The sequence below is a fragment of the Nonomuraea turcica genome, from assembly GCF_030718205.1.
Taxonomy (GTDB): Bacteria; Actinomycetota; Actinomycetes; order Streptosporangiales; family Streptosporangiaceae; genus Nonomuraea.
On sequence record NZ_JAUZQF010000001.1, the window covers coordinates 656,620 to 677,146 of the forward strand.

General features: G+C 68.0%; 24 protein-coding genes, 1 tRNA gene and 1 riboswitch. Of the genes, 16 read left to right on the forward strand and 9 right to left on the reverse strand.

Annotated features, from left to right (window positions below):
• Positions 1-132: 132 nt before the first annotated feature.
• A complete protein-coding gene (locus tag Q9G87_RS03295) occupies positions 133-813 on the reverse strand; it encodes a FadR/GntR family transcriptional regulator (protein ID WP_305914645.1) in 681 nt (226 codons plus the stop codon).
• A gap of 189 nt (positions 814-1,002) precedes the next feature.
• On the opposite strand from Q9G87_RS03295, the gene Q9G87_RS03300 reads away from it, so the two are divergent.
• The 7 genes from Q9G87_RS03300 to Q9G87_RS03330 all read left to right on the forward strand — a co-directional run bounded on the left by Q9G87_RS03300 (position 1,003) and on the right by Q9G87_RS03330 (position 8,087).
• Positions 1,003-1,854, forward strand: a complete 852-nt coding sequence (locus tag Q9G87_RS03300) for a dioxygenase family protein (RefSeq protein ID WP_305914646.1) — start codon at positions 1,003-1,005, stop codon at positions 1,852-1,854.
• Entirely contained in the window at positions 1,851-2,711 is an 861-nt protein-coding gene (locus Q9G87_RS03305; protein ID WP_305914647.1) for a fumarylacetoacetate hydrolase family protein, read from the forward strand. Before Q9G87_RS03300 ends, Q9G87_RS03305 begins: the two co-directional genes overlap by 4 nt.
• A gap of 201 nt (positions 2,712-2,912) precedes the next feature.
• Positions 2,913-3,674 (forward strand): FHA domain-containing protein, encoded by a 762-nt coding sequence (locus tag Q9G87_RS03310; RefSeq protein ID WP_305914648.1) that lies wholly within the window; start codon positions 2,913-2,915, stop codon positions 3,672-3,674.
• A gap of 15 nt (positions 3,675-3,689) precedes the next feature.
• Positions 3,690-4,112 (forward strand): hypothetical protein, encoded by a 423-nt coding sequence (locus tag Q9G87_RS03315; protein WP_305914649.1) that lies wholly within the window; start codon positions 3,690-3,692, stop codon positions 4,110-4,112.
• Positions 4,113-4,166: 54 nt separating this feature from the next.
• Positions 4,167-5,951: an NAD+ synthase gene (locus Q9G87_RS03320; RefSeq protein ID WP_305914650.1), complete on the forward strand. Its 1,785-nt coding sequence runs from the start codon at positions 4,167-4,169 to the stop codon at positions 5,949-5,951.
• Between the two features lie 61 nt (positions 5,952-6,012).
• The gene (locus Q9G87_RS03325) at positions 6,013-7,578 is read left to right on the forward strand and encodes an alpha/beta fold hydrolase (RefSeq protein WP_305914651.1); all 1,566 of its coding nucleotides are present in this window, start codon (positions 6,013-6,015) and stop codon (positions 7,576-7,578) included.
• Between the two features lie 149 nt (positions 7,579-7,727).
• The gene (locus Q9G87_RS03330; protein WP_305914652.1) at positions 7,728-8,087 is read left to right on the forward strand and encodes a nuclear transport factor 2 family protein; all 360 of its coding nucleotides are present in this window, start codon (positions 7,728-7,730) and stop codon (positions 8,085-8,087) included.
• Positions 8,088-8,112: 25 nt separating this feature from the next.
• Here the strand turns inward: Q9G87_RS03330 and Q9G87_RS03335 are convergent, their stop codons facing one another.
• Positions 8,113-8,631, reverse strand: coding sequence for a hypothetical protein (locus tag Q9G87_RS03335; protein WP_305914653.1), 519 nt, complete (start codon positions 8,629-8,631; stop codon positions 8,113-8,115).
• A gap of 203 nt (positions 8,632-8,834) precedes the next feature.
• Positions 8,835-8,925: riboswitch (SAM riboswitch) on the forward strand.
• Between the two features lie 8 nt (positions 8,926-8,933).
• On the opposite strand from Q9G87_RS03335, the gene Q9G87_RS03340 reads away from it, so the two are divergent.
• Positions 8,934-9,545 carry a GNAT family N-acetyltransferase gene (locus Q9G87_RS03340; RefSeq protein ID WP_305914654.1) on the forward strand — a complete coding sequence of 204 codons (612 nt, stop codon included), beginning with the start codon at positions 8,934-8,936 and terminating at the stop codon, positions 9,543-9,545.
• Positions 9,546-9,597: 52 nt separating this feature from the next.
• Positions 9,598-10,272: a flavin reductase family protein gene (locus Q9G87_RS03345; protein WP_305914655.1), complete on the forward strand. Its 675-nt coding sequence runs from the start codon at positions 9,598-9,600 to the stop codon at positions 10,270-10,272.
• Here the strand turns inward: Q9G87_RS03345 and Q9G87_RS03350 are convergent.
• Positions 10,249-10,764, reverse strand: coding sequence for an NUDIX domain-containing protein (locus Q9G87_RS03350; RefSeq protein WP_305914656.1), 516 nt, complete (start codon positions 10,762-10,764; stop codon positions 10,249-10,251). The genes Q9G87_RS03345 and Q9G87_RS03350 overlap by 24 nt on opposite strands.
• Before the next feature lie 115 nt (positions 10,765-10,879).
• Between Q9G87_RS03350 and Q9G87_RS03355 the strand changes: the two genes are divergently transcribed.
• Positions 10,880-11,950 carry a calcium:proton antiporter gene (locus tag Q9G87_RS03355; protein WP_305914657.1) on the forward strand — a complete coding sequence of 357 codons (1,071 nt, stop codon included), beginning with the start codon at positions 10,880-10,882 and terminating at the stop codon, positions 11,948-11,950.
• On the opposite strand, the gene Q9G87_RS03360 is transcribed toward Q9G87_RS03355, so the two are convergent.
• A complete protein-coding gene (locus Q9G87_RS03360; protein ID WP_305914658.1) occupies positions 11,951-12,697 on the reverse strand; it encodes an ABC transporter permease in 747 nt (248 codons plus the stop codon).
• Positions 12,678-13,622 (reverse strand): ATP-binding cassette domain-containing protein, encoded by a 945-nt coding sequence (locus Q9G87_RS03365; RefSeq protein WP_305914659.1) that lies wholly within the window; start codon positions 13,620-13,622, stop codon positions 12,678-12,680. The genes Q9G87_RS03360 and Q9G87_RS03365 overlap by 20 nt, the downstream gene beginning before the upstream one ends.
• 281 nt (positions 13,623-13,903) lie before the next feature.
• Between Q9G87_RS03365 and Q9G87_RS03370 the strand changes: the two genes are divergently transcribed.
• The 4 genes from Q9G87_RS03370 to Q9G87_RS03385 all read left to right on the forward strand — a co-directional run bounded on the left by Q9G87_RS03370 (position 13,904) and on the right by Q9G87_RS03385 (position 15,902).
• A complete protein-coding gene (locus Q9G87_RS03370; RefSeq protein ID WP_305914660.1) occupies positions 13,904-14,911 on the forward strand; it encodes a GH25 family lysozyme in 1,008 nt (335 codons plus the stop codon).
• Between the two features lie 45 nt (positions 14,912-14,956).
• On the forward strand, positions 14,957-15,481 hold the full coding sequence (locus tag Q9G87_RS03375) for a C40 family peptidase (RefSeq protein ID WP_305914661.1): 525 nt from the start codon (positions 14,957-14,959) through the stop codon (positions 15,479-15,481).
• Between the two features lie 78 nt (positions 15,482-15,559).
• On the forward strand, positions 15,560-15,790 hold the full coding sequence (locus Q9G87_RS03380; RefSeq protein WP_305914662.1) for a transposase: 231 nt from the start codon (positions 15,560-15,562) through the stop codon (positions 15,788-15,790).
• 39 nt (positions 15,791-15,829) lie between these two features.
• Positions 15,830-15,902 (forward strand) — tRNA-Thr (locus Q9G87_RS03385).
• Positions 15,903-15,997: 95 nt separating this feature from the next.
• Here Q9G87_RS03385 and Q9G87_RS03390 read toward each other — a convergent pair.
• From Q9G87_RS03390 to Q9G87_RS03405, 4 genes are all read right to left on the reverse strand, one after another.
• A complete protein-coding gene (locus tag Q9G87_RS03390) occupies positions 15,998-17,689 on the reverse strand; it encodes a site-specific integrase (RefSeq protein WP_305914663.1) in 1,692 nt (563 codons plus the stop codon).
• A gap of 36 nt (positions 17,690-17,725) precedes the next feature.
• Positions 17,726-18,529, reverse strand: a complete 804-nt coding sequence (locus Q9G87_RS03395) for a hypothetical protein (RefSeq protein ID WP_305914664.1) — start codon at positions 18,527-18,529, stop codon at positions 17,726-17,728.
• The gene (locus Q9G87_RS03400; protein WP_305914665.1) at positions 18,526-18,933 is read right to left on the reverse strand and encodes a hypothetical protein; all 408 of its coding nucleotides are present in this window, start codon (positions 18,931-18,933) and stop codon (positions 18,526-18,528) included. The genes Q9G87_RS03395 and Q9G87_RS03400 overlap by 4 nt, the downstream gene beginning before the upstream one ends.
• Positions 18,934-19,164: 231 nt before the next feature.
• A complete protein-coding gene (locus Q9G87_RS03405; protein WP_305914666.1) occupies positions 19,165-19,626 on the reverse strand; it encodes a helix-turn-helix domain-containing protein in 462 nt (153 codons plus the stop codon).
• 212 nt (positions 19,627-19,838) lie between these two features.
• Here Q9G87_RS03405 and Q9G87_RS03410 point away from each other — a divergent pair, with 212 nt between their 5' ends.
• Together Q9G87_RS03410 and Q9G87_RS03415 are read left to right on the forward strand one after the other, a co-directional pair.
• Positions 19,839-20,099 carry a hypothetical protein gene (locus tag Q9G87_RS03410; protein WP_305914667.1) on the forward strand — a complete coding sequence of 87 codons (261 nt, stop codon included), beginning with the start codon at positions 19,839-19,841 and terminating at the stop codon, positions 20,097-20,099.
• The gene (locus Q9G87_RS03415; RefSeq protein WP_305914668.1) at positions 20,096-20,446 is read left to right on the forward strand and encodes a hypothetical protein; all 351 of its coding nucleotides are present in this window, start codon (positions 20,096-20,098) and stop codon (positions 20,444-20,446) included. The genes Q9G87_RS03410 and Q9G87_RS03415 overlap by 4 nt, the downstream gene beginning before the upstream one ends.
• The last annotated feature ends 81 nt before the right edge of the window (positions 20,447-20,527 follow it).

A 20,527-nucleotide genomic window follows, 5' to 3' on the forward strand; every position in this document is an offset into this window, starting at 1 on the left:
AACGCGGCTACCGCGAACAGCGGCCCGCCTGGGCTGGGTTCAGCCGCAGCAGCTGCCGCCGCTGGAGGCGGAGACGGTGGCGAGCTGTCGAATCAGCGCGTAGGGCGGCCTGATCGGGGACGAGAATCAACGTCACGAGGGTGCATGGTGGCGCTCGACAGCCGCCACGGTTCGCGCGACATCGCCCGCGATGATCGCGTCCACCAGCTCCGCGTGCACCTCCAGCCGCAGGCGGAGATAGTCCTCCTTGCGGCTGTCGTCGGGATCGGCATGCTCTGACATCTCGGTGATGAACCGGGTCATGCTCAGGTAGACGGCTTTGGCCAGGTGGTTGGGGCTGATCTCGGCGATGCGCTCGTGCAGGGCCCAGTTGGCGCGCATGAAGCGGTCGGTGCTGGTCGTCGCGCGTTTGAGATGGGTCATGTGCCGGCGCAGGTCGGAGATGTCCTGCCGGCTCCGGTGCTGCGCCGCGTCGGTGGCGATCAGCGGCTCCAGCGCCTCGCGTACGGCGATGGCGTCGGCCACGGTGGTGGGCATCCTCCGCACGGTCAGCAGGGTGTGCCGCAGCCGCACGATCGGGTTGGGCTGGGCCACGAACAGGCCGCCACCGCGTCCGGGACGGATCTCGACGCTGCCGCGGTCGTTGAGCAGGCGCGCGGCTTCGCTGATGGTCGCGCGCCCGTAACCGGAGTGGTCGCGGAACTCCTCCATCGTGCCGATCAGGTCGCCGGGGCCCAGGCCGCGTTCGACGATCATCGACTCGATGTCTGCGGCCAGCGCCTCCGCGCGCGTCAGAGGTTCAGCCTTAACCACCCGAACAGTTCTACCAGATTCCTAGCCATTCCGGCAGTCGGGCGGTACGCTCCGGCGAGAACATAACACCCTAAACGTCCGGGTGTTTATTCCCGTCGATCAGCCTGCTGGCCAGCGATTTTGCCCCGCATCGAGGAGGGTTGCGATGAAAACCGCCGTGTTCCCGCTCAGCCACCTCGGAGGTGCCGCATGACCGCCCTTCTGCATCAGGTGCTCAGCCAGGTCGACGGACCGGACCCGCGGCTCAACGAGCTCGTCCGGGGCCTGGTCACGCACCTGCACGCCTTCGTCGAGGAGGCGCGCCCCACTCCCGAGGAGTGGCTGGCGGGGCTCGACTTCCTCATCGAGACCGGCAAGATGTGCACCCCCGTCCGCAACGAGTTCATCCTGCTGTCCGACATGCTCGGCCTGACCTCGGCCGTGGACGATGTCAACAACGAGGGTCCCGAGAGCATGACCCCATCCTCGGTCGAGGGCCCGTTCCACTCTCCGGCGCCGGAGCGTGAGCTCGGCGCCTGGATCAGCTTCGGTCCCGAGCGGGAGCGGGCGGTCCCCACGGTCGTCCACGGGCGGGTGCTGGACTGCGACGGCACCCCGCTGGCCGGCGCGGTGGTGGATCTGTGGCAAGCCAACGACACCGGCCTGTACGACACCCAGGACGACGCCCAGGACACCGGCAACCTGCGCGGCCTGTTCACCACCGACGCCGAGGGCCGCTACTGGTTCCGCACCATCCGGCCCAGCAGCTATCCGGTCCCCACCGACGGCAGCGGCGGCAGGCTGCTGAAGGCCATCGGCCGTCACCCCATGCGCCCGGCTCACCTGCACTACCGCGTCACCGCCCCGGGATACCGGACGCTGACCACCCACGTGTTCCTGGCCGGCGACCCCTACCTCGGCTCCGACGCCGCGTACGCGGTCAAGGACGAGCTGATCTGCGACCCCCGCGAGCGCATCGAGGGCTGGGAGATGGACGGTCCGTATGAGGAGATCGAGTTCGATCTCAAGCTGGTGCCTCTCGACTGGAAGGAAGGGCAGTGAAGCTCGCCGGAGTCCGGCTCCCCGGAGACGACATCGTGCACATCGCGCGTCTGGACGGCGACACCGTCCAGATCGTGACCGACGTGGCGCGCTTCTGGGCCGACGCCCGCGGCTGGACGGCCAAGGCCGCCCGGCTCACCGGCGACGCCGTGCCGGTCGCGTCGGTGCGTTTCGCACCGCCGGTGCCACCGTCGGCGCGGGTGATCTGCGTCGGGCTCAACTACCGCGCCCACGCTGCGGAGGGCTCGTTCGAGGTGCCCGGCTACCCGACGTTGTTCGGCCGGTGGACGGCGTCGCTCAGCGTGGATGACGTGCCCGCGCCGGTCCCGGCCGGGGAGCCCGGTTTGGACTGGGAGGGCGAGGTCGCCGCGTACGTCGCCGAGCCGCTGTGCGATGTGGACCCTGGCACCGCGCTCGCCGCCGTGCTCGGCTACTCCACCTTCAACGACCTGACCGCCCGCCGCGCCCAGAAGCTCACCACCCAGTGGACGCTGGGCAAGAACGGCGATCGCAGCGGCCCCATAGGGCCGATCGTCACCGCCGACGCGGTCGGCGACCTGCGCGACGGGCTCCGCATTCAGACCAGGGTCAACGGCGCCGTCGTTCAGGACGGCAACACGCGAGACATGATCTTCGGTGTCGGCGAGGTGCTTTCCTTGATCAGCCGTACCCTAACGCTCAACCCCGGTGACGTGATCGCCACCGGAACCCCCGACGGCGTCGGCTACGTCCGCACGCCACCGTGGCTGCTGCAGGCGGGCGACGTCGTGGAGGTCGAGATCGACCGGCTGGGCACACTCCGCACCCCCATCGTGGGAGCGGACGGCCGCGCCCCGAGACGCGAGGGCATCGCATGACCATCCCGCACCCCGGCTTCGGGACTTTTGCGACCGTGCCGGATAGGAAACTGCGGAAATATCGGACCTGACTTATATGGGGATTCTGCATTCCATGCCGAAATGTAATCAGATCGAGCTGATCATTTATGTTAAGGCGCTGTTCGTCATTCACGGAGAGGATGCAAGATATTACTCTGCCGGCATCAAGGGGTGGTGCGTATGGGTGGATATTCGGACTCTCAGCCGCAGCTGCTTGTCGTCAGCAGGGGGATGGCGGGGGTCAGGTTCGATATTCCCGGCGGGCACACCGAGATCGGCGGCATGCACGGGTCGGGGATCCGGTTAGAGGTGGACGGGGTCAGCAGGCGGCACGCGTCGCTCGATCGGACCGGGGACCAGGTGGTCATCAACGATCTCGGGTCGACGAACGGGACGTGGGTCAACGGCCATAAGATCGTCAGTGGTCAGGTGCTGCGTGACGGGGACCGGCTGCGGATAGGGTACGCGGAGCTGCGGTTCGTGCAGGGTGCCGCGGCGGCTCCGCCGGCGAGTTACGGGTTCGGGGACGTACGCGGGCCGGTGAACGCGGGGAGTGGTGTTCAGTACGTCGGCGGGTATCACCAGTCGGCCGGCAGAGACATCTATGGCGACAATTACGACATTCAGGTGAATGCCGATTATGAGCCTATCGACGAGGTATTTCAGGGGAGAGGGTTCGGGCGCGTCCTCCTGATCCTCGGCATGATGATCGCTCTGGCGGGCTTCGGCATCTGGGGGTCCTTCATCTTCGGATTCGTGACCACCAACGATTTCTCGAATCCGTTCGAAAAGGAATTGGTGCCCGGGATTCCCATGGCGCCCACGGGTTTCGGTCTTTTCGTGGCCGGTGGGGTGCTCGCGGGGATCGGCTCGTCCATGTCCAAGGCTGCGCGTAAGCGCGCGCAGGAGCGCAATCGGCGGCGGCGTGGGCCGCGGCGTTAGGGAGAGGTGGCGGTAATGGGGGAGACCTTCCGTTTCGGTAATGTCACCGGGCCGGTGAACGCGGGGAGCGGCACGCAATACGTGGGCGGGCATCATCAGGTCGCCGGGAGAGACCTCCACGGCGTCGCAGGGAACCAGATCATGAACCAGGGTCTCCACGCCGACCTGGAGGTCATCAGGAACGCTCTTGGCGAGCTGAGGCTGACCGCGACCGAACGCCAGAACGCCGAGCGCGAACTGTCCGTGGTCGAGGACGCGGTGCGAGCGGAGACGCCCGACAGGGAGCAGGCGGCCGACCACCTCCAGGCGCTCACTTCGGGACTGGAGCGCGCCGGAGCGCTCGCCGACGCAGGCACCTCATTGGTCGACGCCCTGGGCCGGATCGCCCAGTGGCTGGGCCCGCTGGGCGCGGGAGTGATCGCACTCCTCGGCCTCTGACAGCCCGGGAGGCCGACGGAAGGCTGCCGTAGTCGTGATGATTACAGTTGGCCGGTGCCCCAACTTCGTCTCGCCCTGAATCAGATCGACTCGACCGTCGGCGACCTCTCCGGGAACGCCGAGTCGATCGTGCGCTGGACCCGGCATGCGGCTGAGCAGGGAGCTCACCTGGTGGCGTTCCCCGAGATGGCGTTGACCGGATTTCCCCTGGAGGACCTCGCGCTCCGGTCCTCCTTCGTGGACGCCACCCGCGCCGCGCTGGACGGGCTCGCGGCGCGACTGGTCTCCGAGGGGTGCGGGGAACTGCCGGTGGTCGTCGGCTACGTCGACCGTGGCGAGGCGCGGCCCGGGCAGCCTGCCGGCGCGCCGCAGAACGTCGCCGCTGTTCTTCACGGGGGGGACGTCGTTCTGCGGTTCGCGAAGCACCGTCTGCAGAACTATGGCGTCTTCGACGAGGTCCGCTACTTCGTGCCGGGAAACACGCTTCCCGTGGTGCGGGTGCACGGCGTCGATGTCGCGCTCGCGATCTGCGAGGACCTGTGGCAGGAGGGCGGCAGGGCTCCCGCCGCCCGGGCCGCCGGGGCTGGTCTGCTGCTGTCCATCAACGGTTCGCCGTACGAGCTCAGCAAGCACGACGACCGCCTGGACGTGGTCCGCAAGCGCGCCCAGGAGGCTGGTTGCACGCTGGCCTACTTGACGATGACGGGCGGCCAGGACGAACTGGTCTTCGACGGCGACTCCATCGTGGTGTCGGCTCAGGGCGAGGTCATCAGCCGGGCGCGGCAGTTCGAGGAGGGCTGCATGTTGGTCGATCTGGAGCTCCCGGCCGCCGCCGAGGAACCGCCGAGCGGTGCGGTCGCTGACGGGCTGGTGGTAGAGCACCGTACGATCTCGGCCGAGCCGCTACCGCCGTACGAGGTCCAGGCGCCCGGCGGGCAGGCCGCACGCCTCGAGGACGAGGAGGAGATCTACACCGCGCTGGTCGTGGGCCTGCGAGCGTACGTCGCCAAGAACGGCTTCCGCAGCGTGCTGATCGGGCTGTCAGGCGGCATCGACTCGGCCCTGGTCGCCGCCATCGCCTGCGACGCCGTAGGGGCGGCCAACGTTCACGGGGTGGCCATGCCGTCCCGATACTCCTCGGAGCACTCCGTCGCCGACGCGGCGGAGCTGGCCCGGCTCACCGGGCTGAACTTCCGGACCGTACCGATCGTGCCGATGTTCGACGCCTCCATGGGGGCGTTGGGGCTGACCGGTCTCGCCGAGGAGAACCTGCAGTCACGGCTGCGCGGGACGGTGCTCATGACCCTGTCCAACCAGGAGGGGCACATCGTGCTCGCGCCCGGCAACAAGAGCGAACTGGCGGTGGGCTACTCCACCCTGTACGGCGACTCGGTGGGCGCCTACGCGCCGATCAAGGACGTCTACAAGACGTCCGTCTTCGCCCTGGCCCGGTGGCGTAACCGCGCCGCGCTGGAGCGCGGCCAGACCCCGCCGATCCCGCGCAACTCCCTCAGCAAGCCGCCCAGCGCCGAGCTGCGGCCGGGCCAGGTCGACACCGACTCCCTGCCCGACTACGCCGTCCTGGACCAGATCCTGTCGCTCTACATCGACTGCGAGCAGGGGCGCGAGGCGATCGTGGCGGCGGGCTACGACGCGGAACTGGTGACGCGGGTCCTGCGGATGGTGGACACGGCGGAGTACAAGCGGCGGCAATACCCGCCCGGCACGAAGATCTCACCAAAGGTCTTCGGCAAGGACCGCCGCCTCCCGATCACCAACCGCTGGCGCGAGTCCGGAAATTTCCATTTCTTCTCCGCGCGCGGCGCCGACCGGGAATGATCGAAGATCGGCCGTGTGCCGCGTGAGCGGACCGGCTGACCGACCAAACGATTGGAGCAACGTGCGAAGAAGATCTTCCCTGCTCGCCACCGCTTTCATGGCGATGGCGGTGCTGTTACCCGTCTTGCCGGCCGCGGCGGCCGCTGAGAACGGTGTCTCGGCGGTCAGCGGGAGTGGCGGCATCGCATGGCAGCCCTGCGAAGAGGAGCCCGCCGCCGAGTGCGGCACACTGACCGTCCCGATCGACTGGTCCAAGCCGGACGGACCCACCGTCGACCTGGCCGTCGCCCGGCGCAAGGCCACCGATCCCGCCGCCAGGATCGGGTCTCTGGTGCTCGGCGCGGGTGGCCCGGGCGGATCGGGTGTGGAGTTCGCCTACAGCTCCCCCGGATTCTTCACCGAGGAGATCCAGAAGCGGTTCGACATCGTCGGTTTCGATCCCCGGGGCGTGGGCCGCAGTAACCCGGTGATCTGCTCGGCGTCGGTGTACAACGAGATGCCGTACGCCGTCATGAAGAGCCAGGCCGACTTCGACAAGTGGACCGCCTACAACAAGAGGCTGCACGCCGATTGCCGGGCCCGCACCGGCCCCCTGTACGACCACGTCGACTCGGTCAACGTCGCGCGTGACATGGACGCCCTGCGCGCCGCGCTCGGCGAAGAGAAGCTGACCTTCTACGGGGTCTCGTACGGCACCCTGCTCGGGCAGATGTACGCCGAGCTGTTCCCCAACCGGATTCGCGCGCTGGCCCTGGACAGCAACATGGACCACAGCCTCGGCGTCAAGGCGTTCCTCTACACCGAGGCGCTCGCCGTCGAGGACGCCTTCGACCAGTTCGTCGGCTGGTGCGACCAGGAGCCCAGCTGCGCCCTGCACGGGCAGGACGTCCGGGCGTTGTGGAAGAGGCTGCTGGACAAGGCGCAGAAGGGCGAGCTCTACTGGCCGGGCGTCACGGATCGCCCGATGACCGAGCTGCAGGTCCTGTGGAACGGCGTGCTGGGCACCGAGGGGCCCGCCTGGCAGCTGCTGAGCGAGATGCTTCGCGCCCTGGACGGTGGCGAGCCGCCGTCGTGGATGCCGCCGCTGCCCGGCCGCCAGCCCGTGACTGGAGAAGTCGCCCAGCTGCCGACCGTGATTCTCTGCGAGGACTACAACCTCCAGGTGCGCAACTATGACGAGTACGCCGAGATCATGCGAAACTCCGGTCGCCTGGCACCCGACATGCGGTTCAACCCGATGCCGATCGAGGACCTGCCCGTCTGCCTCAACCACCCCACCACCAACCCGCAGCACACGCTGCGCTACACGGGCAGTGCTCCGATCCTGCTGGGAAACTCGATCCACGACCCCTCCACCCCGTGGATCTGGTCCGCCAACGTGGGCCGCCAGCTCGGCTCCAAGGCGGTGCTCCTCACCTACGAGGGCTGGGGCCACCGCATCTACGGCAAGGACGAGTGCAGCACGGTGCCGATCGACAACTACCTGATCTCGCTGACCGTGCCCCCGCACGGCTTCCGCTGCCCCGTGGGCGGCAGGGTCGAGAACACGCTCAAGCGGCAGGCCGAGTTGTGGCCGACGGACGGGCTCCCCTGGGGCGGCTCGCTCGCGCCCTCGCTCCGCTCATAGCCGGGTGATGATCCGTGCTGAGCCGGTCGCCAGGACCGGCTCAGCACCAAACCCTCGCTGAACGAGAGCTGTCGTCAGCCGTACCTGTCGGGAGGTGTCAGGTACGCCTGGCAGCCTGGACCTCGACCTTCACCAAGGAGTGGGACGGCATGAGCGACACCGAAAAGACGCTGGCGGAAATCGAGCAGCGCATGCTGGACGCCGACGCGGCCTTCGACGAGGGCTTTTTCGCGGAACACTGCGCCGATGACTTCGTCGCCATGGGAAATTACGGCATCGTGTCCAAGCAGCAGGTTCTCGACATGTATGCCAAAGGAAGCGGAAATCCGGACCGGCGTAACCAGGCACACGACGTCGTAGTCAAACCGCTCGGCGACGCCGGTGCTGTGGTCGCGTACAAACTGACGAGCACGACCGGCGACGAGACGTCCTCGTGGTACGCCTCGACGGTCTACCGCCGGACCCCGGACGGCTGGCGTGTCGTCCTCCTCCACCAGACGCCCATGTAGGTGCTGGAGATCCAGCGACGGGTGCCTAGTGAGTCACTCGGCGCATGGGGTTGGTGCCATTCCATTCGCTCAGTGGGGCGCAGTGCCATCTCCACCCCACCTGCCGCTCTTGACCGGGGAGGTCGGCGCGGCCGTTGGCCCACAACAACGTCTCCCACGGGTCCGTGTCCGCCGGCGCCCAGGGAAACAGGCGACGCACGGTGGCCGCCGCGAGCTTCTCGGCAGGGAGGAAGCTCTGGCCGACCCCAGAGCCGACGTCGGCGGTGTGCACGAGCATCTCGTCGCAGGCCATCGCGGCGAAGCCGGACGCGTCGGCGAGACCCCAGGGATGCCACCCGCGAGTCCCGGGCGCAGTCGCGTCGACGATCCGCGCGAGGATCGTGGCGTGTGTGGTCATCGTGGTGATGAGGTCGTCCGGCTTCGACTCAGGACGGACATGGATCTCCGTCGTGCTGAGCTCCTGCTCCCCAGCGGCAAGATCAGTGGCATACCACAGCAGGCAGTCGCTGACGTGAGCCATGGCCCGTGCGGCGGTCCAGTCCATCCCGGGGATGGGGGTTTCCGCCCAGCTCCGGTCGGCTACTGAACGCAGGAATCTCTCGCATTCGGCTGCTGTCTGCAGAACCAAGCTTCCGTCCATGCGGGGGATCATCGCACACGGCACTGACAGAACTCCCGCGGGCGACGGCTGCCGAACGGCGTCGCGTTGACGGCCCTCCCGGGAGTCGGGCATCATCTCCGCACCGATAGTCATCCAGAGGATCTGAGGGACCTGGCCCGGTGACGGTCCGGCAACCTGCCCGAAGCGGCAAGGTGCCAACGCCAGGAACGATGAGGAGGGTTTCGATGAGCCTGCCGCTCGATGTCCCCGTGCTGCGCGGAGCGCTGGTCAGGTTGGAGCCGCTGGCGATGCGGCATGCGGCGGATCTGGCGTGGGCGGCGGAGGAGGATCGCTCCGCCTACGCGTTCACCCTGGTGCCCCGAGGCGCGGACATCGAGGCATACCTGCGGGACCAGTGGGAGCGCGCGGGGCTGACACCGTTCGCGCAGGTGCGGGTGGCGGACGGCAGGGCCGTCGGATGTACGGGGTTCTGGGATCCCCGCAGTTGGCCGGGGCGGGACGAGCTGCGGGCGATCGAAGTGGGCTGGACGTGGCTGGCGGCCTCGGCGCAGGGCACGGGGATCAACACCGAGGCCAAGCTGCTGCTGTTCACCCACGCGTTCGAGGCGCTCGGGGTGGTGCGGGTCGATCTCAAGACCGATGCCAGGAACGCGCGCTCGCGGCGGGCGATCGAGCGCCTCGGCGCCAGGTTCGAAGGTGTGCTGCGGAATTGGTCACCCTCGTGGGCGCCGGGTGAGGAAGGAAAGGTGCGGGACTCGGCCGTCTTCTCCGTGATCGCCGATGAGTGGCCGGAGGTCAAAGCGGCCCTGAGCGCCCGCGTCCGGAGCCGCCGTTGAGCGGTCCGATACCCGCCAGCGGCCCCCCTGACGCGCCACGACACTGATCCGCATGAGCATTTTCGTCGACGCGGACCCGCACGCCAGGATCGAGCCCAACATTCTCTACTTCGGCACGCCCGTGGTGTTGCTCTCTTCCATGAACGAGGACGGCACCCCCAACCTGGCCCCCATGTCGTCGGCCTTCTGGCTCGGCTGGCGGGGCATGCTGGGGCTGGGTTCACGGGCCAAGACGGCTCACAACTTGATCAGGACGCGGGAATGCGTCCTGAACCTGCCCTCCGACGCGCTCGCCACCGCCGTTGACCGGCTGGCGCTCACCACGGGCGCCCATCCCGTTCCGGACCGCAAGTGGGAGCGGGGATATCGGTACGTGCCGGACAAGTTCCAGCGGGCCGGGCTGACCGCCACACCTTCCGAGACGGTGGCGCCGCCCCGGGTGGCCGAGTGCCCGGTCAGTATGGAGGCCGTGGTCGAGGCCGTGCATCCGGTGGGGGACGACGGCGGGACGCTGGCGTTCGAGGTGCGGGTCCAGCGGGTGTGGGTGCACGAAGAGATCAGGATGGCCGGGACGGTTGACCGGATCGATCCCGACGCCTGGCGGCCGCTGATCATGAGCTTCCAGAAGTTCTACGGGCTGGGCGCGCAGGTCCATCCGTCCACACTGGCCAGCATTCCCGAGCATCTCTACCGCGGCAAAGACCTAGAGCGAGCCCGCGCGCTCTAGCAGCGTCAGCCACGTACGGGGCCCGCAGAGGCGCTCGATGTCCGCGCGTGGCAGCCACTCGGCGCGGGTGCTCTCAGAGCCGGCCGGCGGGCGGGTCGGGGCACCCGGGCCCGGCAGGACGGCGCGGAACATGGCCATATACGTGAGCGACGCGTAACGGTAGTCGGCGGGCGGGGCGTCGAAGAGCTCGATACGCTGCCAGGCGAAGATCGACAGGGCGGCGGCCGGGAGGCGCAGGCCGGTTTCCTCGTGCAGCTCGCGGACCACCGCGTCGATCGCGCTCTCGCCGGGCTCGAGGTGGCCGCCCGGGATGTCCCAGCCGCGCCCCTCCCGATCGACGCAGGTCATCAGGGTCCTGCCGAGCCCGTCCGCGACGAACGCGAACGCCGACGTGGTGCTCGCCGCGGGCGGAACGGTCCGGGAGAGCATGACGTCGAGGCGGTGCGCCACGGGGATCCAGGGCACGGTCTTTGTCGCGATCACATGGGCCACGAGGTCACCTTCATTCCCGCCAAAACGTGATGTCAAGGCATTATCAGGGTGAAACCATTTTCCGCCTCCAAAAGAAGGGAAGAACGCCCTGTATATGCTTCGTAACGCTGCGAGGTTGTGGACCGTTCTCATACCCGCTCTGGCGCTGCTCGTGCTGGGGCTCACCTGGGGCCGTGAGCTGCCGGTCGCGATCGCGATCGGCGCGGCCCTTCTGCTGGCCGGGGCGGTGCTGGCCGCCGTGCACCACGCCGAGGTCATCGCGCACCGCGTCGGGGAGCCCTTCGGCTCGCTGGTGCTGGCGGTGGCCGTGACGGTGATCGAGGTGGCGCTCATCGTCAGCCTCATGATGACCGGCGGCGCGCAGACCGGGTCGCTGGCCCGCGACACCGTGTTCGCGGCCGTGATGATCACCTGCAATGGCATCGTAGGAGTGTCCCTGCTCGCCGTCACGATGAAGCGGCGGATCGCGGTGTTCAACGCCGAGGGCACGGGGAAGGCGCTCGCCACCGTGGCGACGCTCAGCACGCTGAGCCTGGTGCTGCCCACGTTCACGACGAGCGCGCAAGGACCGGCGTTCTCTCCCGCCCAGCTCGCCTTCGCGGCGGTGGCCTCGCTGGCGCTGTACGGGTTGTTCGTGGTGACGCAGACCGTACGGCACCGCGACTACTTCCTCCCCGTTCCCAGGGACGGCGCACCCCTCGACCCGGAGGAGCACGCGCCCAGGCCGTCCGGACGCACTGCGCTGACCAGCCTCGGGCTGCTGCTGGTCGCGCTCGTGTCGGTCGTCGGCCTGGCCAAGGTCGAGTCGCCGGTCATCGAGCTGGCGGTGTCGTCGGCCGGACTGCCCCAGGCCTTCGTGGGCGTGGTGATCGCGCTGCTGGTGCTGCTGCCCGAGACGATCGCCGCACTCAACGCGGCCCGGCGCGACCAGGTCCAGATCAGCCTGAACCTGGCGCTCGGGTCGGCGATGGCCAGCATCGGGCTGACCATCCCGGCCATCGCGGTGGCGTCGATCTGGCTCGAAGGGCCGCTGCTGCTCGGCCTGGGCGGCACCCACATGGTGCTGCTGGCCCTGACCGTCGTGGTCTCGACGCTCACCGTCGTGCCCGGCCGGGCGACGCTCATGCAGAGCGGGGTGCACCTGGTGTTGTTCGCGGCGTTCGTGTTCCTGGCGATCAGTCCCTGATCAGACCACGCCCTGGCGCATGGCGCGGTTGCCCAGGTAGAGGCCGGCCGCGGCGATCAGGCAGGCGGACGCGGTGCCGTACAGGATCGAGGGGTCGGCGAGGTCTCCCGCGAACAGGGATCGCTGGGCGTCCACGATGTACGTCACCGGGTTGACCTGCCCGATCGCGCGCAGCCACGCCGGGGCGCTCTCCAGTGGCAGCAGCACCCCTGACAGGAGCAGCAGCGGGAACATGATCGATTGGCTGACGATCCAGAACAGGGTGCCTCCCGGGGCCGACTTGATGGCCAGGACGAACGAGAACGCGCCCAGCCCGACCCCGAAGACCACCAGCTGGGCCAGGCCGGCCAGCACCCCCGCCGGGTACAGCTCGAATCCCAGCGGCAGTGACATCAGGATGATCAGCACAGCCTGGACCAGCAGGACGATCATCGCCTTCATGGCCTTGCCCACTAGCATCGCCGTCCGGTTCAGCGGCGTGACCAGCATGCGCTCCATCGAGCCGCCGATCAGCTCGACCAGCAACGTGTAACCGGCGGACATGGGCCCCGTCAGGCACATCATGACCAGGATCCCCGGCACGAACCACTGCCACGACGAGCCGACCGCCCCGTCCAGCAGCGACCCGAACAGGAACAGGAACAGCAGCGGCTGCCCCATCTCGAACAGCAGCCCGGCAGGGTTGCGCAGCGCGGGCTTGAACTCGCGCGAGAAGACGGTGGTGGTGTCACGCAGGAATGTCGTCATCGGTGAGGCTTCTCCCGGTGAGAGTGAGGAACACGTCGTCGAGGGTGGGACGGGTGGTCTCGGCCGTGGTGACCTTGATGCCGGTTCCGTCCAGGGTGCGCAGGCACTCGGGCAGGGCGGCGGCCGCGTTGGCGACCCGCAGGCGTACGGTCGTGCCCGCCGCCGTGCCGCCGCCCATCTCCGCGGCCCGCCGCGCCTCCTCCTCCGTGCTGGTGGTGAGCGTGATGTGGTCGCCGGCCAGGTCGTTCTTGAGCTGCTCCGAGGTGCCGTCCGCGATGATCCGGCCGTTGTCGATGATCACCACCCGCTCGGCCATGCTGTCGGCCTCCTCCAGGTAGTGGGTGGTCAGGAACAACGTCGTCCCGTACGTCTCCCGCAGCCGCAGGATGTGCTGCCAGATCTCGGCGCGGCTCTTCGGGTCGAGACCGGTCGAGGGCTCGTCGAGGAAGAGCAGGTCGGGGCGGTGGACGAGGCCGAGCGCGATGTCGAGACGGCGGCGCTGGCCGCCCGAGAGCGTGCCCGGCCTGCGCTTGGCCAGTGGCGTCAGGTCGAGCAGGTCGAGGAGCTCGTCGGCGCGGGCCGCCGCCTCCCTGACGGGCAGGCCGTAGCAGCGGCCCTGGGTGACCAGCTCGTCGCGGGCGAGGAAGTCCTCACCCGCGCTGTTGCGCTGGCCGACGTAGCCGATGCGGGAGCGTACGCCGGCCGGGTCCCTGGCCACGTCGTGCCCGGCCACGGTAGCGCTGCCCGAGGTGGGCGGCAGGAGGGTGGTGAGCATGCGCAGCGTAGTCGACTTGCCCGCGCCGTTGGGGCCGAGGAACGCGACGAGCTGGCCGGGTTCGACGTCGAGGTCGATGCCGCGGACGGCCTCGACGGTCTCCTTCTTCTTGAGCTTGAACACTCGGGTCAGGCCCCGGGCATGGATCATGGTCGGCCTCCTGCGGGCATGGCGAAGAAACCCCAGGTCGGGGCTCGATTGAGGGTCGAACCCAGTTTGTGCAGCCAAAACCGCCTTTGGCAAACGCGAATGTTACGTTCATAAACGGCCCCCACCTGCGGAAACGTCGTCAGAGTGACATCCCGGCGACCGCGAGTTTTGTGGTTCTGAAGTGCGGTTTCTTCGAATGCGGCGGAAAATTTCGACGTCGGTTCCGCGGCCGGAGGGAGCGGACTTGCGGAATTGCGTCAAGCTCCGCAATGATCTCCGGCGTGAAACGTGTCTGGTTATGCGCGGTAATCGCGGCGCTGGGGTTGGGTGGCGGGGTCGCCGAGGCGGCCGATGGCGTATCCGGGGTCGACGTCAGCAATTGGACCGGCGACATCGACTGGGCAGGCGTCGCCTCCGGGGGTGGCAAGTTCGCGTTCGTCCATGCCACCGAGGGGACTGACTACCGTAACCCGCGATTCGACGCCCAGTTCAGCGGTGCCGCGGCGGCCGGGCTGGTCCGCGGGGCATATCACTTCGCGCAACCGCACGAATCCGATGGGGTAACGCAGGCCGATTATTTCCTCCAGAACGGCGGCAGCTGGATCGCCGACGGCCAGACGTTGCAAGGGGTGCTCGATATCGAGGACAACCCCTACAAGGACAGGAACGGCAAGAACAACTGTTACGACCTGTCCACGGAAGACATGGTCGGCTGGCTCACGGACTTCACGAAGCGGTACCGGGCGCGAACCGGCCGGCACGCCATCATCTACACCACGACGAGCTGGTGGCAGACCTGCACGGGCAACTCCACGAAGTTCAAGTCGAACCCGCTCTGGCTCGCGCGGTGGGGCAGCGATCCCGGGGAGTTGCCGAAGAGCTGGAAGAAGCACACCTTCTGGCAGTCGGCGGACAAGGGGCCGCTGGTCGGTGGCGGTAACGCGTTCAACGGCTCGGAATCCGAGCTCAAGGCCATGGCCAACCCGCCGGCCGAGGTGTCGGTGACGGGGGCGGCGAAGAGCAGGAGGACGTACACGGTCACCGTCGCCAACACCGGCCCGCACCCCGTCACGAACGTCAAGCTGTCCGGGCGGGCGTTCGGCGGGCAGCGGGTGGTCAAGGCGCCGGGGTGCACCTACAGCGGCACGGCGGTGCGCTGCGCGATCGCGGACCTGCCGCGCGGCAAGAAGGTGACGTTCACGTTCACCACCAAGCCGCGCACGTCGAAGGGCACGGTCGGCATCAACGTCGCCGTTGGTTCGGTGAAGCTCACTCTTAAAGCCGGATAATGCAGGATAAATCCCGGAGCCCGACAGCAGCTGGAGGGGGACGGGATGAAGCGGCGGTTAGCCGTGGCGGCGGTGTTGATCCTGCTGACCGCCACTGCTTCCATGCCGTTCGCCACGCGCGTGCTGCCGAGGATCGTGCAGATCGCGTACGAGATCGAGCGGCGCGACATCGTGTACTCATGGGGCGGCGGCCACGCGGAGCGGCCGGGGCCGTCAAAGGGAACCTGCACGGGCTACAAGGGCCGGATCAAGCCCTGCCCGGCCGCGAAGACCCGCGGACTCGACTGCTCGGGGTTCGCCCGGTGGGTGTACGCGCTGGCGCACGGGGAGGACGTGCTGGGGCCCGGGAACACCAATGATCACGTCCGGAGGATGCGGCGGGTCGACGCGGCGCCCGTACCCGGCGATCTTGTTTTCTTCGGCAAAATCACCGAAAAGACCGTCAAAACCCACCACGTCGGCATCTACCTGGGACAGGGCAAGATGATGAACGCGCCTGAGACCGGGGCCGTGGTGCGGATCGACGACATCTCGCGGGTGAAGGACTTCGCGGGCTTCTACCGCAACTGAAGACCTGCCGACTCGGTATGGCTGTAACGCCTGTGGCGTGGCAAAAATTGAGAGACCCTGCGGCTACTCTGTGCCGCTATGGAAAGGCGATGGGTCGGGCTCGACGGCTATGAGGTCGTGGGCGCCGTGCGGGCCGGGCGGCAGGTGCTGCGGGTGCGCCGGCACGGATGGGTCGTCGCGGACTGCTCCTCCGTGGCGGAGGTGGCCAGGCACGTCGATTTGGCCGATCTGTGCGAGATCATCGAGCTTCCCGCACGGCGGGTGGCGGAGAAGATCGTAAGGGCCGGCACCAGTTCGCATCATCGCTGAGTGCCGTGTATGGTTACACCTGTCCGCAGCGACGGACAGGCCCCTATAGCTCAGTCGGCAGAGCGTCTCCATGGTAAGGAGAAGGTCAACGGTTCGATTCCGTTTGGGGGCTCTCGCTCTGAACAGATAAAACGCCCGGCCTGAGATCATCTCGGACCGGGCTTTCTTGATCGAATGCGCCGTGAGTGCGCGGGTCTCTTGTCCCGCCTACCCGCTGCGTCCCTCCAGCGGGATCACCTTCGCCCGCGCTGGCATCGGCGACACCGGCTTCTTGCGGCCCTCTCGGAACGGCTCCAGCATCGCGTCCAGCATCTGCACCGGCGAATGCAGCCCGAACCACGCCCGCTCCGCCAACGCCCGCTCAGCAATCCTCTGAAGGTCGCCCCGAAGCGCCGTGCGCCACTCCGGCAAGATGTCGGTGTACGTCATCCGCATGCCCCGCATCTCCGGCGACACATGCCCCATCCGATCGTCTCGCAGCCGCAGCGGCGTCCCCAACCCGTGCAACAGGGTGCTATGGGCGTGCCGCACTTGGTGCGGGGTCAGGCCGTCCAGGAGCGGCAGCCATGACGCCACCGGCGTGTCCTCGGCCAGGTAGTGGCAGCGGATGAATCGGTCGATGATCTGCACCCGGGTCATCTGCCGCGCTTCCTCCTCCGCAACCCCCTGCTCGATCGCGAACGCCACCAGCGCGGCACGCGGCGACGCCACGTTCACGCCAAGCTTTGGCGGCCTGCGGCTGTACCCGTTCAGCGCCGGCCGCTCGTACGGGGCTCCCGGGACGGCCCGCTGCCACGCCGGGATCGGGACGCCCGGCCATGCGCTGCCGAGCTCCACCGCCACCGGCAGCGTGTCGGGGCGCCGCTGCCCGTTGCTGGTCGGGTAGCGGCCGTCTGCGGCCGGAGCCCATAGCCGGGACGAAAAGTTGCCGTTGCGGGGATGCCCGCCCTTCGGGCCGACGAAAACACACGGCAGGCCACCCTGGCAGGGCTGCTCTTTCTGCCCCTCGATCGTGACCGGCTTGCACGCGCACCGCCGCTCCGGGTGCGCCGCGATCAATTGGGTGAGCGCATTGTGCACCATCGGGGGGAGGTCCACGTCGCGGTTGGAGTCGTCCTTCGGCGGCAGCAGATACCAGCGGCTGTCGATCTCCTCCAGTTGCCAGTCGACCCGTATCCCGGCGGGCCGCATGTACGGGCGTTGCAGCCCGACGGCCTCGCCGTACCGCAGCGCGCCGAACGTCAACAGCAGCCCCAGCACGAACTCGTCGTCACGGCCGGACAGGACGCCGAGCCGCTCCGACATCTGCAACCACTGCAACGGCTGCAGCACCGGTTTGTCAGCTCGGCGCCCGGCGGTACGCACTCCGGAGCGGCGCCCGCGGTGACGCTGACGAAGCGCCGGGTTGGAGCCGATCAACCTTTCGATGACAGCGTCGCCAAGCAGGGTGGTCAGCCGGGTGCGGGCGCCTGCGGGGACGCCGTCGCGCTCGTAGCCGGCGTCGATGAGCCGTTTCTCCCACGCGTTGACGTCTGATGCTTTGATATCGCACAGCCGCCAGTGCCCCCACTCCGGGAGGATGTACACGCGGAAGTAGTAGGCGTAGTTGTGCTGGCTTTTCAGGCCGACATCGAGGCCGACCCACCACTGCTCGAACCATTCCGTGACGGTGGATTCCCCTGTTAGGCCGGTGCTCTCGGACTCCTCCCCTTCGGCGTCTAGGAGGCCGAGTCTTGCTTTGGCTTCCTGGTTCTTGCCCCACGTGAGGGCTTCCCGTTGCGAGGCCCAGGGGTGGCCGGTTTCCGGGTTGATAGTGGTGGAGGGTTTCTTGGGTGTGCGGCCGGGGGCGTTCTTCCAGCGGACGTAGATGACTCCGTCGCGGACGAAGGTGTACGCCATCGGGGCCCTCCTGGCGGATGAGCGGTGGGGCGGACGCTACAGGACGCAGAGGTCGATCAACGGGTTGACGTCGATATGGATCAGCCCGCCACACGTTGGGGATGGCGGGGGAGCCGCAGTCGGCTGGCCAGGATCGGGCTTGGACGACGTGGGCGCCGGCGAGGGGGTGGAGCGTTCACTCGGCGTAGGCGACGGCAGCTCTGGCCGGTCAGAGACGGTTGGGGGAGGCGGCGGCGGATCCTCGCCACCCTCGGCATCCGGCGGCGTTGTGGACCGTGTGGGGGCGGCCCGCGGGGTGGGGTTGGTTGTTGCCGAGGCTCGGGGCGTCGGCCGCCTCGAGGAGTTGCTGCCGGGTTCCGGCGCCGGGTCGTCGGAGTCGCCGGCGGCCGAGGGTGGGTCGCTGTGAGTCGGCCGGCCCGAATCGTCTTCGGCAGGTGACGGCGGCGGGGCGGTGCTGGGGTCCATGCTCATGGCGACCGTCGCCTGCGGGGCCGCTTCGCCTGGCGGGGTATCGCGGTGTAGGACGCCCGTCGCGGCCACGGCCGCGAAACCGACCGCCACGACCGCTGTGGCGCTGGCGGCCACCGTGGCGGCCCGCTGGTGTTTTCGAGCCTTGCCCTGCGCCCACTTCCATGCCGCGCCTACAAGCGCGATGGGGAGGACGGCCTGCCGGTGGTGGCGGAGGATCGGCAGGATGTAGGCGTTCCGCTCCCGATCGTGCAGTTCCTCGTCAACCTCGATGATGAGGATCCGGTCGTCACCTTCGCCTTCCCAATGGGCCACGACGGGGAAGGGCGGATCGGTCACTACTCGGATCTGCCACCGCGGCATCCGGCTCACGACTGCTGCCCTTTGTAGCGTTTCAGCAGTGCGCGCCACCGCTTGTCGGCCTCAGCGGGGTCGGTGACGCCGCAGGCGGGGATGGCGAGGGTGAGCTGGCGGCCGTCGATGGTGACGTCTACGGGCTGGATGTGGCCGCCATGGCAGGCCATGGCGTCGCGTACCTCGGGCGGGGCGGTGGGAGCGTCTGCGGCGCGGAGTTCGATCTCCCGCGCGATGATCAGCTCTGCGGCGTCGAGTTCGGCGACGATCTTCTCGAAGCGGCGGCGCATGAAAATGGGGTCGTGGAATGCTTCTTCGGGAAGGTTGCGCGCGGCGGCGGCCTGGTCGTGGATCGCGTCGGCGGCGCGCTGTAGGTCGTCGATGTGCTGCTGGTCGTCAACGTTGTTGGCGATCTCTATCACCCCCCAGTGATAACCCGGGACGCTCTTTGGTCCCGAAAGGGCATTCCACGCTCAGGAAACGCTTACGGCAACAAGAGTTCCATCATGTTGCAGGATTGTGATTTTGCAACTTCCTGCACTGCTTCAACGCGGGGCGGTTGCCGTCATTATGGAGCACGCACGTGAAAAGCGCATACGACCTCCGCGAATGGCGCTCTTTGCCTACCGGCGGGAGATTGTCACGAATTTCGGCTAAGACGTTTTCCGAAATTGTTTCACGTCCGCATTCGGGCGGGGGTCCTCTTCCTCTTCTGCCCGGAGAGCCGCTCGCAGAGAGATGATCACGTGGCGGCGGACGCGCTCCGGCAGGTCCCGCATCTCCCAGAGTTGCCGCTCGTGCGGGTCGGTGTATGGGGAAGGCTCGACGGGGGCGCTCGCCTCGTCCGGGGATTCCCGCCGGATGGGGAGTTCGTCGGGGGTGGCGACACCCGCGAAGACCATCATTTCGCCGAGTGTGTAGCCGAGGGCCTTACCGATGCCTCGAAGGGCATCGAGGGCGGGGACGACTTCATCGTTGAGAGCGCGGGACACGATTGACAGGTTGATTCCGGCATCGCGGGCGAGTCTCGTTGAGCCGCCGCGGCCACTGTAGCCACGCCGGTCCATCTGTTCCCGCAGCCACGCACCGAACCCGCGACCAGGCGTTTTGCTCACGAGCAAGCATGATACTCCGTTGACTGCTGCCGCGACACGCTCCCGTGAGCGAGTAGCACCTGGCCATCTGCAAATTCGCCGCTATAACCCCATGTCAGGACGATTTGGACACAACAAAAGAATCTTGAAATTGTTCTTGCTTGCCAGCAAGCAAGAGGGCTACGGTGAATCCTGCTTGCTCACAAGCAAATTCTCTATCTGGAGGAGGCCTAATGGCGCGGATCAAGCTGCGCCGCCCCGAGTTCGAACGGAGGGCGGCCACCTGCGGGCTCGACTCCCAGCGAGAGCAGGCCGCCGCACTCGGGGTGCACGAGTCCATCCACAGCCGCGCCCTCAACGGCCGCATCACCCTGAGCGCCCCATACGTGATCGGCGTACTGCGACTGCTGGGCTCAGACCAACTCCGCGCCGAAATCGACGCAGTCTTCGACGTCCCCGCCAACGACACCGAGACGGCGCAGGCGGCGTCATGACCCGCCCCGCCCTGCACACCGTCGCCGAGGCCGTGCCGATCCTCCGCAAATCCAAATCGTGGATCTACGCGGCGATGCGCGACAGGCGCATCCCCTACACCGAGGTCGGCTCGAACAAGTTCCTGTCCGACGCCGACATCGCCGAAATCCTCCGCAAGGGCGCACGGCCAGCGAAAGCCAAACCCGAACGGCGCCCCAGCGAAACGGCCAAACAGAAGCCACAGCGGACCGCCCCGGCTCCACAACCCGCGCGGCGCCCGCGCCCGCGAGGAACAGGGCCGACCGCTATTCCGCAGGCCGACCCGACCGCCAGCCGCAAATACCGGCCACCCATGCCAGCCGCCTGAAAAGCCGGCGGGGCCTGAACCGATTCCGGCGGCCAGGCCCCGCACACAACACGATCCCGCATCCCTACTCGAGCACAGGAA

Excerpts from the sequence above, each read along its gene's own strand:
- Q9G87_RS03335 (WP_305914653.1), bottom strand. The coding sequence starts at position 8,631 with ATGGACTGGACCGCCGCACGGGCCATGGCTCACGTCAGCGACTGCCTG.
- Q9G87_RS03380 (WP_305914662.1), top strand. The coding sequence starts at position 15,560 with ATGGAAAGGCGATGGGTCGGGCTCGACGGCTATGAGGTCGTGGGCGCC.
- Q9G87_RS03390 (WP_305914663.1), bottom strand. The coding sequence starts at position 17,689 with ATGGCGTACACCTTCGTCCGCGACGGAGTCATCTACGTCCGCTGGAAG.
- Q9G87_RS03310 (WP_305914648.1), top strand. The coding sequence starts at position 2,913 with ATGGGTGGATATTCGGACTCTCAGCCGCAGCTGCTTGTCGTCAGCAGG.
- Q9G87_RS03340 (WP_305914654.1), top strand. The coding sequence starts at position 8,934 with ATGAGCCTGCCGCTCGATGTCCCCGTGCTGCGCGGAGCGCTGGTCAGG.
- Q9G87_RS03410 (WP_305914667.1), top strand. The coding sequence starts at position 19,839 with ATGGCGCGGATCAAGCTGCGCCGCCCCGAGTTCGAACGGAGGGCGGCC.
- Q9G87_RS03365 (WP_305914659.1), bottom strand. The coding sequence starts at position 13,622 with ATGATCCATGCCCGGGGCCTGACCCGAGTGTTCAAGCTCAAGAAGAAG.
- Q9G87_RS03330 (WP_305914652.1), top strand. The coding sequence starts at position 7,728 with ATGAGCGACACCGAAAAGACGCTGGCGGAAATCGAGCAGCGCATGCTG.
- Q9G87_RS03300 (WP_305914646.1), top strand. The coding sequence starts at position 1,003 with ATGACCGCCCTTCTGCATCAGGTGCTCAGCCAGGTCGACGGACCGGAC.
- Q9G87_RS03375 (WP_305914661.1), top strand. The coding sequence starts at position 14,957 with ATGAAGCGGCGGTTAGCCGTGGCGGCGGTGTTGATCCTGCTGACCGCC.
- Q9G87_RS03315 (WP_305914649.1), top strand. The coding sequence starts at position 3,690 with ATGGGGGAGACCTTCCGTTTCGGTAATGTCACCGGGCCGGTGAACGCG.
- Q9G87_RS03415 (WP_305914668.1), top strand. The coding sequence starts at position 20,096 with ATGACCCGCCCCGCCCTGCACACCGTCGCCGAGGCCGTGCCGATCCTC.
- Q9G87_RS03360 (WP_305914658.1), bottom strand. The coding sequence starts at position 12,697 with ATGACGACATTCCTGCGTGACACCACCACCGTCTTCTCGCGCGAGTTC.
- Q9G87_RS03345 (WP_305914655.1), top strand. The coding sequence starts at position 9,598 with ATGAGCATTTTCGTCGACGCGGACCCGCACGCCAGGATCGAGCCCAAC.